The sequence below is a fragment of the Testudinibacter sp. P17/SS/0325 genome (assembly GCF_053570765.1).
Map to the genome: position 1 here is coordinate 2,570,768 of NZ_CM131635.1, position 12,720 is coordinate 2,583,487.

At 50.8% G+C, this 12,720-nt stretch carries 8 protein-coding genes; 2 read left to right on the forward strand and 6 right to left on the reverse strand.

Going from position 1 to position 12,720, the window contains the following annotated elements:
• Position 1: 1 nt before the first annotated feature.
• On the reverse strand, positions 2-622 hold the full coding sequence (locus ACWA50_RS12275; RefSeq protein ID WP_431054360.1) for a DMSO/selenate family reductase complex B subunit: 621 nt from the start codon (positions 620-622) through the stop codon (positions 2-4).
• The gene (locus ACWA50_RS12280) at positions 622-3,078 is read right to left on the reverse strand and encodes a DmsA/YnfE/YnfF family dimethyl sulfoxide reductase (protein WP_431054361.1); all 2,457 of its coding nucleotides are present in this window, start codon (positions 3,076-3,078) and stop codon (positions 622-624) included. Before ACWA50_RS12280 ends, ACWA50_RS12275 begins: the two co-directional genes overlap by 1 nt.
• Before the next feature lie 269 nt (positions 3,079-3,347).
• Here ACWA50_RS12280 and ACWA50_RS12285 point away from each other — a divergent pair, with 269 nt between their 5' ends.
• The gene (locus tag ACWA50_RS12285; RefSeq protein ID WP_431052937.1) at positions 3,348-4,247 is read left to right on the forward strand and encodes a DMT family transporter; all 900 of its coding nucleotides are present in this window, start codon (positions 3,348-3,350) and stop codon (positions 4,245-4,247) included.
• Positions 4,248-4,352: 105 nt separating this feature from the next.
• Positions 4,353-4,919, forward strand: coding sequence for an acetate uptake transporter (locus tag ACWA50_RS12290; protein ID WP_431052939.1), 567 nt, complete (start codon positions 4,353-4,355; stop codon positions 4,917-4,919).
• A gap of 157 nt (positions 4,920-5,076) precedes the next feature.
• On the opposite strand, the gene pgi is transcribed toward ACWA50_RS12290, so the two are convergent.
• The 4 genes from pgi to rne all read right to left on the reverse strand — a co-directional run bounded on the left by pgi (position 5,077) and on the right by rne (position 12,641).
• Entirely contained in the window at positions 5,077-6,723 is a 1,647-nt protein-coding gene (pgi, locus tag ACWA50_RS12295; protein WP_431052941.1) for a glucose-6-phosphate isomerase, read from the reverse strand.
• A gap of 33 nt (positions 6,724-6,756) precedes the next feature.
• Complete coding sequence (alr, locus tag ACWA50_RS12300; RefSeq protein ID WP_431052943.1) at positions 6,757-7,875, reverse strand: alanine racemase; 1,119 nt, start codon at positions 7,873-7,875, stop codon at positions 6,757-6,759.
• Between the two features lies 1 nt (position 7,876).
• The gene (locus tag ACWA50_RS12305) at positions 7,877-9,229 is read right to left on the reverse strand and encodes a replicative DNA helicase (protein ID WP_449343135.1); all 1,353 of its coding nucleotides are present in this window, start codon (positions 9,227-9,229) and stop codon (positions 7,877-7,879) included.
• 286 nt (positions 9,230-9,515) lie between these two features.
• Positions 9,516-12,641 carry a ribonuclease E gene (rne, locus tag ACWA50_RS12310; RefSeq protein WP_431052947.1) on the reverse strand — a complete coding sequence of 1,042 codons (3,126 nt, stop codon included), beginning with the start codon at positions 12,639-12,641 and terminating at the stop codon, positions 9,516-9,518.
• Positions 12,642-12,720: the final 79 nt, after the last annotated feature.

Below are 12,720 nucleotides of genomic sequence, written 5' to 3' on the forward strand. Positions count from 1 at the left end.
TTTACACCTCCTTCGGGTTGGCTAAGAAACCGCTGCGATCATCAGTCGGTTTCGCATTGTGATTTAAACGCAAGGCGATATTCGGTTGCGTATAGTGCGACGGTGGCAACGGCGCGACATCTTTCAGATCACCGTATTTGGCTTTCAGTTCGTCCATCGGCAACAGATCTAACGCACGCAACGGACAAGATTCGACGCACATCGGTTTTTTGCCCACTTCCACCCGCTCAAAGCAGCCGTCGCATTTGGTCATGCGCCCTTTTTCTTCGTTGTATTGCGGCGCGCCGTACGGACACGCCATGCTGCAATATTTACAGCCGATACACACGTCTTGATCGACCACCACAAAGCCGTCTTCACGCTTGTGCATTGCGCCGCTCGGGCACACTTTGGCACACGCCGGATCGGTACAGTGGTTACATGAAATCGAGAGGTAGTAAGAGAACACATCTTGCGTCCACGCCTCGCCTTCTTGTTTCCAGCCGCCGCCGCAATATTCATAAATGCGGCGGAAACTGACGTCCGGGGTCAAATCTTTGTAGTCTTTACACGCCAATTCACAGGTTTTACAGCCGGTGCAGCGTTGTGAGTCGATATAAAATCCATATTGTTTCGCAGTCATCATTCACCTCCCACGCGCGCGACTTCAACCAAATTGGTATGTTGCGGATTGCCTTTCGATAGCGGCGACGGACGTTGTGTGGTCAGTACGTTAAAGCTGCCGTTTTGATCCACCCGTTGTCCGTCCGGCGTGTACCACGCCCCCTCGCCCATTGCGATTACGCCCGGTAAAATCCGCGGCGTAACATTCGCCATAATTCGGGTTTCACCGCGGTCATTGAAAATCCGCACCATATCGTTATGTTTGATACCGCGTTTTTCCGCGTCAATCGGGTTGATCCACAAGGATTGCAACGAAGCTTGATCCAGCACATCCACGTTGGCATAGGTGGAGTGCACCCGTGATTTAAAGTGGAAGCCGACCAACTGCAACGGATATTTTTCCGCCAGCGGATCATCGAACCCCTCCACCGCACGCGCATAAATCGGCAACGGGCTGATAATATCGCCTTCCGGCAATTCCCAGGTTTCCGCAATTTTTGCCAACCGTTCGGAATACACTTCGATTTTGCCCGATGGCGTCGTCAGTGGATTGGCGACCGGATCTTGGCGGAATTTTTTGAATGCCACCATATGCCCGGACGGATCTTTCTGTTTGATAATGCCGCGCTGTCTGAATTCTTCGAAGCTGATGTCTTGGAAGAACGGGTTTTTCTCTTGGGTCAGTTTATACAGATGACGCAACCACTCTTCTTGGGTACGCCCTTCGGTGAATGCCTCTTTCGTCCCCATTTTTTCTGCGATACCTGACAAAATTTCATATACCGGCTTGCATTCGAATTGCGGTTCAATCGCTTGATCGGCAAAAATCACATAGCCCATGTTGCCCGCCGAACCGTCCATGCAAAAATCCGCTTGCTCGGAGGTGGTGCAATCCGGCAACAGAATATCCGCACATTTGGCGGTTGAGGTCATGTGGTTGTCGATCACCACCAACATTTCGCATTTGCTTTCGTCGCTCAAAATTTCTAAAGTGCGGTTGATGTCGGAGTGTTGGTTGATAATACAGTTTCCGGCGTAATTCAAAATAAACTTAATCGGTTTATTCAGTTTTTCCGCACCTTTCAAACCGTCTTTTAAGGCGGTCATTTCTTCGCCGCGCACCACGGCGTCGGTCCACATAAAGATTGGAATTTTGGCTTTAATCGGGTTTTCGCCGACCGGCAAACGCACAAACGGAATGGTGTAGAAACCTTCGCGTGATCCGCTGTTACCGCCGTTAATGCCAACGTTACCGGTTAAACACGCCAACATTGCAATCGCACGCGCGGCCTGTTCACCGTTGGCGTGGCGTTGCGGCCCCCAACCTTGGCAAATATAGGCGGGTTTGGTGGTGGCGATTTCGCGTGCCAAACGGATAATGGTGTCTTTCGGAATCGCGGTGATTTTCGATGCCCATTCCGGCGTTTTGGCGGTTTGATCGTCGCCCTCGCCCAAAATATAGGCTTTATAATGTGCGTTCGCTTTCGCCGAAGCCGGCAAGGTTTTTTCGTCGTAACCGACACAATAGGTATCAAGGAAGTCTTGATCGACCAAATTTTCGGTGATCATCACATACGCCATCCCTTCAACAAACGCGGCGTCGGTGCCCGGACGAATCGGCACCCATTCGCCTTCGCGCCCTGAGGCGGTGTCGTTGTAACGCGGATCAACCATAATCATGCGCGCTTTGGAACGTTCCATCGCTTGTTGCGCTAAATAGGTGACGCCGCCGCCGCTCATACGGGTTTCCGCCGGATTGTTACCGAAATAGACCACCAATTTGGAGTTTTCAATATCCGTCGGGCTGTTGCCGGCGTTGCTGCCGTACATAAACGGAATGGATTCAAAGATTTGCGAATAGCTGTAAGTGCCGTGGTGTCCCAAGCAGCCGCCGATACTGTTCATAAAACGGCTGGAAATGCTGCGTGGCGGCGGATAAGAGGCGGCAACGGTGGCGCCCAAGGTGCCGGTGGCAAACGGCATATACAGGCTTTCATTGCCGTGCTCGGCGATAATCCGTTTCAGGTTGTCGGCGATTTCAGTAAATGCCTCGTCCCAAGTAATGCGCTTAAATTTGCCTTCGCCACGTTTGCCAACGCGCTTCATCGGGTATTTCAAGCGGTCAGGATTATACACCCGACGGCGCATTGAACGCCCGCGCGCGCAGGCACGCACTTGATGGAACTCGCCATAGACATCATCGCCCAAGTTGTCGGTTTCCACATATTTAATCACTCCGTCCTGAACGTGCATACGCAACGGACAACGGCTGTGGCAGTTTACCGTACACGCGCTCCACACCAGTTTTTCTTCGTTGGCTTGCGCCGCAACCGCACTTTGTGCATTTTTAGGCGCAGTATTGGCGGAGACAGGCAACTGTACCGCACTTGCCGCCAACGCCACCCCGCCTAACGCCGCACTGCCTTTCAGCAAATCACGGCGGCTGGTTGAAAAACTCGGATCATGTTTGGACATTTTCTCCATAAGATCTCTCCCACTAGTTAAAAGTAAACATAAAATTTAAATAAAAGAAATAAATCGGGGGAAATCATAGCGAAATTTACCTACCTCATATTGATTAATATCAAATGAGAATAGTCACGCAACTAAATCGAAATAAGTTGAGATTTTTTAACCTAAATAGTTGAAGTATCGCTATATTATATTTTATATAGCGATTCCGTTTAAATTTTGCGTTACACTAACGCAATTGACTGATCTTTAGTAACTATTCGATATCTTAAATGAATAAAGCCATTCTACTCGGGTTGCTCTCGTCCCTCTTTTTTGCCGCCACCTTTGTCTTAAACCGCAGTATGGCGTTGTCGGGTGGCGACGCCTGGTGGTCAGCCGCCTTACGTTTCGTCTTTATGCTGCCGATGTTGTATCTGCTGTTAGGCGCGCGCAACAACAAAAGTGCGGTTTACCGCGAAATTCAGCGTGCACCAAAACCGTGGCTGCTATGGTCAAGTGTCGGCTTCGGGCTGTTTTACCTGCCGCTTACGCTGTCGGCAGACTATGCTTCCTCGTGGTTGGTCGCCAGTTCATGGCAAATCACGATTATCGCCGGCATTTTGCTGACGCCGTTATTCGGGCAAGCCATTCCGCATAAAAACCTGTTTTTTTCCTGTGTGATTGTATTGGGTATCCTGCTATTGCAACTCGACAATTTGCGTACCTTTTCCATCAGCGACAGCCTTTATCCTTTATGTCTAATCCTGATTGCGGCTTTTGCCTACCCGCTCGGCAACCGCAAAATGATGGCGTTGGTCGGCGATAAACTCAGCACCCAGCAGCGAGTGTACGGCATGGTTCTCTGTTCCATGCCGTTTTGGGCGTTGAGCATGCTGATCGCCTTGGCAAAGAGCGGGTTGCCATCAAATGGGCAATTGGGACAATCGTTTTTAGTCGCCCTGTTTTCCGGCGTGATCGCCACCTTACTGTTTTTCAAAGCCACCGATTTAGTCAAACATAATGTAAAACAACTTGCCGTGATCGAAGCCACCCAAGCCGGAGAAATTTTGTTCACCCTGCTCGGCGGCGTACTGCTGTTAAACGACCCAATGCCGAGCGGGCTGGCATTCCTTGGACTGCTTATCGTCATTGTCGGGATTTTTATCAACGGATTTACGGCAAAAGATTAAAAATTGCCAATATCTCGGGGCGCGGAGTATTTATTTTAACGACAAAATCATTCATACTAGCCCCGTTTTCAAACGACATTATTTATCTCTATTTAAGGAACTTTTATGTCTAATACGACCAATAACTATGCCAATCCGGGGCCGCTCGGCTTATGCGGCTTTGCTTTAACCACTTGGCTGCTGTGCTTAATCAACGGCGGCTTTTTTGACACGAGTTCACTCGGCTTAGTGATCGCGATGGCATTTGCTTTCGGCGGTACGGCACAAGCAATCGCCGGCATTATGGAATTCAAAAAAGGCAACACCTTCGGCTTCACCGCGTTCATCAGCTATGGCGCATTTTGGTGGTCTTGGGGCTTGTTCGTTGCGTTCTTCAAAGGCGAAACGCCGGCAACGTTCGTCGCTTGGTATTTAGCCGCATGGGGCACATTCACTCTGATGATGTTTATCGCCACCCTGCCGAAACCGCGCGCGTTGCAAGCGATTTTCTTCTTCCTGACCTTAACCTTCTACGCCTTAGCCATCGGCGACGCCAGCGGCAGCCACGCCATTGTCAATCTCGGCGGTTACTTAGGTTTGATCACCGCACTTTGCGCCTTCTACTTGGCGGCCGCGGAAGTGATTAACGAATCCTACGGCAGAAGCGTATTGCCGATTGGCGAAAAGAAATAAATTGGTTTTGATTTCTTCATTTTGATTCAAGCGATACCGCACTTTGCTGAAAAATAAAAGCAAGTGCGGTATTTTTTACCGAATATTCGGCGGCGTAGTAGACAAAAAAAACGGCTAACGAAGTAGCCGTTTTCCATCAATCAAACCAAAGTGCGGTTTAGCGCCACGCTTTAAATCGGTTGATTAAACCGTTGGTCGAGCTGTCGTGGGAACTGATGGTCGCGTCGTTTTCCAGTTCCGGCAAAATGCGGTTGGCAAGTTGTTTGCCCAGTTCCACGCCCCATTGGTCGAAGCTGAAAATATTGAAGATCACGCCCTGTACGAAAATTTTGTGTTCATACATTGCAATCAGTGCGCCCAAGCTGAACGGGGTGATTTTTTGTAATAAAATCGAGTTGGTCGGGCGGTTGCCTTCAAACACTTTGAACGGCACGATATGCGCCACATCGTCCAGTGTTTTGCCGGCGTCCAAAAACTCTTGTTCCACCACGGCTTGGCTTTTGCCGAACGCCAACGCTTCGGTTTGCGCGAAGAAGTTGGATAACAGCTTGGCATGGTGATCCGCCAGCGGATTGTGGCTCTGCGCCGGGGCGATGAAGTCGCACGGAATGCGTTGCGTGCCTTGGTGAATCAGTTGGTAAAACGCATGTTGTCCGTTGGTGCCCGGTTCGCCCCAGATAATCGGGCCGGTTTGATAGCTGACTTTCTCGCCGTTGCGCGCCACAAATTTGCCGTTCGATTCCATATTGCCTTGTTGGAAATAGGCGGCGAAACGGTGCAGATATTGATCGTACGGCAGGATCGCTTCCGATTCCGCACCTAAGAAATTGCTGTTCCAAATGCCGACCAACGCCAAGGTTGCCGGAATATTGTGTTCAAGTGCGGTATGGCGGAAATGGTTATCCATCGCGTGCGCGCCGCTTAACAGTTGTTCAAAATTATCAAAGCCGATAGACAGCGCAATCGACAAGCCGATCGCCGACCACAGCGAATAGCGACCGCCGACCCAATCCCAAAACTCAAACATATTGGCAGTGTCGATACCAAATTCCGCCACCGCCTTGCCGTTGGTGGACAACGCGGCAAAGTGTTTGGCAACGTGTTTTTCATCTTGCGCCGTTGCCAAGAACCAATCGCGTGCCGACAAGGCGTTGGTCATGGTTTCTTGGGTGGTGAAGGTTTTGGAGGCGACCAGCACCAAGGTGGTTTCCGGATTGACTTTTTTCAGGGTTTCGGCGATATGCGTGCCGTCTACATTGGAAACAAAGTGCATATTCAAGTGGTTTTTATACGGACGCAAGGCTTCGGTCACCATATACGGCCCTAAATCCGAGCCGCCGATACCGATATTAATCACATCGGTAATCGCTTTGCCGGTATAACCTTTCCATTCGCCACTAATCACGCGATTGCAAAAATCTTGCATTTTCGCCAACACCGCATTCACTTCCGGCATCACATCGCTGCCGTCGACGATAACCGGCGTGTTGCTGCGATTGCGAAGTGCGGTATGCAGCACGGCGCGGTTTTCGGTGCGGTTGATTTTCTCACCGCCGAACATCGCTTCGATCGCTTGCGGCAAGGCGCATTCGTCGGCTAGTTGACGCAACAGCTTCAGCGTGTCTTGATTGATTGGATTTTTAGAAAAATCGACCAACATCTCATCGTTAAAAAGCAGAGAATAGTCGGCGAAACGGTTCTTTTCTTGCGCGAACAGTTGCGCAATCGTTACATCTTGTTGCTGTTGTTTATGCGCTTCCAATGCTTGCCAAGCGGCGGTTGTTGTCGGATTGATATTTTGCATTTGATACCTCGTTAGTTAATTAATATTCTGTTGCTATCGATATTCCATTATGACTCTTGGCGTTATCTTGGTGACCAGTTCATAACTGATTACGCCGATATGCCGTGCCACCTCTTCAATCGGCAGCACATTACCTTGTGAATCTTTTCCCCAAAAAATCACTTCATCCCCCACTTGCGCACAACTATCCGCCCCCAAATCGACGGTGATCATATCCATTGAGACCTTGCCGACAATCGGCACACGTTTGCCGTTAAGCAACACCGGCGTATTCGGCGGCACGTCGCGCGGATAGCCGTCGCCATAACCTAACGCAATCACCCCGATTTTGGTCGCTTTTCGGCTGATCCACTTTCCGCCGTAACCGACCGGCTCACCGGCGGCGTGTTCGCGCACCGCAATCAGAGAGGAACTCAAGGTCATCGCCGGTTGCAAGCCATATTCGCCGGCTAAAATCGTATCGTTCGGCGAAATACCGTATAAAATAATCCCCGGACGCACCCAGTCAAAATGCGACTCTTGCCAATATAAAATCCCGTTCGAAGCCGCCAAACTGCGCTCTCCGCCTTTGCCAGCGCATGCTTGTCGAAAGCGGTGCAACTGAATTTCGCTGTAACCGCACGCCAACTCTTCGGCACGGCTGAAATGGCTGACAAAACCAATATCCGGCTGCACATGATGACAGGCTTGCAAGCGTTGGTGTATCGAGTCAACCTGCGTTAAGGCTACGCCTAAACGGTGCATGCCACTGTCGATTTTGATCCAAACTTTTATCTTTTTGTCTGATAACGCCTCGGGCAACATCGCACTTTCCAGCGCTTCCAATTGATATTCGCCGTGGATCACCGTTTGCAAATCATATTCGGCCAACAACGCAATATCTGCAGGATTGAAAAAGCCTTCCAATAATAAAATCGGTTTACTGATCCCTTGCGCACGCAATGCCAACGCTTCGCTCAAACGTGCCACACCGTAACCGTCGACTTGATTTACGACCGCACTTGCCACCCTCTCCATACCGTGCCCGTAGGCATTGGCTTTGACGATTGCCATAATCTTACTGTTTTGCGCAAGCTGTTTTACCCGCTGCAAATTGTGACGCAACGCGGCTAAGCAAACGGTGGCGGTGGCGGTTTTAATCCTATTGTTCATCTTAATCTTCTTCGTTATATTCCGGCCCGGTGTAATTATCAAAGCGTGAGAAGCGCCCTTGGAACATCAACCGCACTTTGCCGATCGGCCCGTTCCGTTGTTTACCGATAATAATTTCGGCGATATTCTTCAATTCGCTATTGTCGTGATAGACCTCATCACGATAGATAAACATGATTAAATCCGCATCCTGCTCGATAGATCCCGACTCCCGCAAATCCGAATTGACCGGACGTTTGTCCGCACGCTGTTCCAAGCTACGGTTAAGTTGCGACAACGCCACCACCGGCACTTGCAACTCTTTCGCTAACGCTTTCAGGGAACGGGAAATTTCGGCAATCTCCAACGTGCGGTTTTCACTGTAACCCGGCGCACGCATCAGTTGCAGGTAGTCGACCATAATCAGGCTGATACCGCCGTGATCGCGATACACCCGGCGTGCGCGGGCGCGCAATTCGGTCGGGGTCAAGCCGGAGGAGTCGTCAATAAACAGATTCGGTTTATTGCTGAACATCTGCACCGTACTGTTAATTTTCGCCCATTCGTTTTCATCGTCAATTTTGCCGGTACGGATTTTGGTTTGATCGACACGTGACATCGAGGCAAGAATACGCATCATAATTTGATCGGCGGGCATCTCAAGACTGAACACCAACACCGGCTTGTCTTCGCTCATCATCGCATTTTCGCACAAGTTCATGGCAAAGGTGGTTTTCCCCATCGACGGACGGGCGGCAACGATAATCAGATCCGACGGCTGCAAACCCGCGGTTTTGCGATCTAAGGCGGAAAAGCCGGTGGAAACGCCGGTCACGCCGTTGTTGTTTTTCGATTTGGACAACAGCTCGATTTTATCCAGCGTGGTTTCCAAAATCGTCAACACGTCTTTCGGACCCTCGTTGCTGCCGGTACGTTTTTCCGCAATTTCAAACACGCTCCGTTCCGCTTCGTCCAAAATCTCTTTGATTTGCTGCCCGTTCGGGTTATAGCCGCTTTCGGCAATTTTATGTGCCGTGGAAATCAGCTCGCGCAGCACCGCTTTTTCACGCACAATATCGGCATAAGCTAAAATATTGGCGGCGCTCGGAGTGTTTTTCGACAGCTCGGCAAGATAGGCAAACCCGCCGACATCGTCTAGAATGCCTTTGCTTTTCAAGGCTTGATCGAGGGTGATAATATCAATCGGTTGGTTGTTGCGCGCCAAATTTTCCATTTCACTGAAAATCAGGCGATGTCCGTAAGTATAAAAATCGGCGGCAATCACGTGTTCGGTAACCGGATCCCAATGCTCATTACTCAGCAACACTCCGCCAAGCACCGCTTGTTCCGCCTCAATCGAATGGGGCGACGTCATGCCCTGTTCGCTTTGCTTTGCTCTCGGTTTGTCTTTTTCGGGAAATGCCGCACTTGCGTTTGCCATTGTTGATCCTTTTATCCTTATCATCGGCGAATATAAGTCGGCATTATAGCAAATGATTGTGCGCTTTTTTACTGCCGGCGTAAAAGTTTGTTTTATTACGCAATAAAAAACCGCACTTATCAAGTGATCAAGTGCGGTTTGAAGTTATCTACACGGCTTAAAATACTCGAGCTTTATGAAAAATATAGGGGCGGATAGATAATCCGCCCTACTTTGCTCATCAGCTACTGTGAGTATGCGTCGGTTCTGCGAACACGTGGCTGCTGGCGCTGCTGTGTCCTGCCGCGCCTTTCCCGTGGAAGTGGTAACGCGATTCCTGCCATTGCACAATCGCAAATGGCGGCTGTGCCGCCGCGGACGGCGCTTGAGTCATTGCCGCGCGGGTATGTGTTGCTTTGGAATAGGTGCCGAAGCGATTTTCAGCCGCTTGTGGCGTTTGTGCGGCGACAACCGCCTCTGGCGCCACGCTAGCAACTTGCAGCTCTTCCGTTTTCAGGTTCTGCTGCGGTTCTTCTACCCGCGTTGTAAATTCAGGGTGTACCGCACTTGGCACGGGCTCGGATTCCGCTTCTGCCTGATTCAGCTGCTGTTCACGCTCCAATACCGCTAGCGACGCCTGAATTTTCTTCTCTACCGACTCGTTGGCTTGTTGCGTGATAAAACCTAACGGCTGTACGCTTTTCTCACTGTCCATCACCAACGACACCGCCGGCGTGCTCAGACTATCGGTCTTTTCAATTTCAACTTCAGCCGTATTATCCGCTTTAGCCGGCCGTCCTTCCGCTTGTTGCTGTTCTAACAATTGTTCCACCGGCACAAACGGAGTATTGCTTTCTTCGGCTTCGGTTGTTTTAACCAAGGTTTGCGGATCGATCCAGACTTTACCGCTCGCCAATTCAGGCGAGGCAACGGCGGCAAACAACGGCATTGGCGACGCAGTTTCATCTTGATTTTGACGGCGTCGGCGCTGATTGCCGGTGCGCAAATGGCGCGGCAGACGGCGACGGCGCGAATTGCGCTGACGGCTGTCTTCTTTGCTTTCGCTTTGGTTATCCGTTTCCTTTGTTTCAATCGCTTCAACCGCTTGAATGGCTTGAACCGCACTTTGCCCAACCGGCGCGGCAAACTCGGTCACCGCTTCGCTTTCAGCCGGTGAGTCTTCCGCGAATTGCGCAACCGCACTTTCGTTTTGGTTTAAACGCACTTTTTTACGCAGATTACGACGTTCACGGCGCACCGCAACCGGTGGCGTATCTTGGCTTTCAACCGTTTGAACCGTGCTGTTTTCTTGCAATTCGACTTCGTTTACCGCGACCTCATTGCGTTTGCGGTTACGTTTGTTGTTATTGCGTTCGTTGCGGCTATCATTACGGTTAGTGCGGTTTTCGCTCTCGCTTTCCGTTCTTACGTCCTCAACCGCACTTCGCTTGTTGTCGGCTTTGGCGTTGCGTTGTTCGCTGCGCTCATTACCACGCTCGTTACGATCACTGTTACGATCATTGCGACGACGATTACGGTTTTGATTACCACGGCGATCATTATTACGACGGCGTTGGTTATTGCGCTCTTGGCTCGGTTGCTGTTCCGCTTCGCTGCTGTCGGCGCTGAATAAGCCTTTCAGCTTGCTGATAATACGGCTGAACAGCGAGACTTTCGCTGTAGTTTCAACCACCTGCGGCGCAACCGCACTTGGTGTTGGCGCAGAAGCCGGCATGTTCAATTCACCGGCGGCGGCTTTTTCCAGCACCGATTCCACGGTCACGGCAGCGGTATCCGGCTGACGGGTCAGCAGGCTCTCTTCCGCAGCCAAGGATAGATTTTCTTCCTCTTGCGAGTAATATTTGCCCAAGTTGTAGCTCAAGGTGTTGCTCGCTTCGCCGTCGCGCAGACGGAACACCGAGAAATGCGGGGTTTCCATTTGCTCGTTCGGCACAACCACGATTTCAACATCGTGGCGTTTTTCAATGCTGTAAATCGCTTTGCGTTTTTCATTCAGCAAGTAAGAGGCGATTTCCACCGGCACAATCGTGTGTACGCGCGAGGTATTGTCTTTTAACGCTTCTTCTTCCAACAAGCGCAAAATCGACAACGACAGCGATTCGTTATCACGCACCTTGCCGGTGCCTTGACAGCGCGGGCAGATGTGGTGCGACGATTCGCCCAGCGACGGGCTTAACCGCTGGCGCGACATTTCCAATAAACCGAAACGGGAAATGCGGCTGATTTGAATGCGCGCACGATCTTGGCGCACCGCGTCACGCATACGGTTTTCCACTTCGCGTTGGTGACGGATCGGGGTCATATCGATAAAGTCGATCACGATCAAACCGCCCAAATCGCGCAAACGTAACTGGCGTGCGATCTCGTCCGCCGCTTCCAAGTTGGTGTTAAGTGCGGTTTCTTCGATGTCGCCGCCGCGTGTGGCACGTGCCGAGTTAATGTCGATTGCGGTCAAGGCTTCGGTCACGTCGATCACAATCGAGCCGCCGGACGGCAAGCGCACTTCGCGTTGGAACGCGGATTCGATTTGCGATTCGATTTGATAATGGCTGAACAGCGGCACTTCGCCTTGATACAGTTTAATCCGGTTGATAAAGTCAGGGCGCACCAGTTTGATATGCGCTTTGGCTTTTTCGTACACTTTGGCGTTGTCGATCAGAATCTCGCCGATATCACGGCGCAAGTAATCGCGGATCGCGCGCACGATCACATCACTTTCCTGATGAATCAAAAACGGCGCGGCACGGGATTCGGAGGCTTGTTTAATCGCTTCCCAATGGTGCAACAGCACTTTTAAATCCCATTGCAACTCTTCCGGCGATTTGCCGACCCCTGCCGTGCGTACGATTAAACCGACACCGTCCGGCACGTCTAACGAACTCAAGGCATCTTTCAGCTCTTGGCGTTCGTCGCCCTCAATACGGCGCGAAATACCGCCGGCGCGCGGATTATTCGGCATAATCACCAAATAGCTGCCGGCAAGGGAAATAAAGGTGGTTAAGGCTGCGCCTTTATTACCGCGCTCCTCTTTGCTGACTTGGACAATCACTTCTTGTCCTTCTTGCAGCACATCACGGATATTCGGGCGACCTTGGAAGGTGTAACCTTCGGGAAAGTACTCGCGCGCGATCTCTTTCAGCGGCAGGAAACCGTGGCGATCCGTGCCGTAATCCACAAATGCGGCTTCCAGACTTGGCTCAACGCGCGTGATTTTCCCTTTGTAAATGTTGGCTTTTTTCTGTTCGTGCCCCGGGCTTTCGATATCCAAGTCGAACAAACGCTGTCCATCAACCAGCGCGACGCGCAACTCTTCTTTTTGAGTTGCATTGATTAACATTCTTTTCATTGTTAGTGATACTCTATTATTTTGCTTATTATTACAGCGATAATTTGTACTGGGCTTTGCCATCGACCTCGTGTCTATC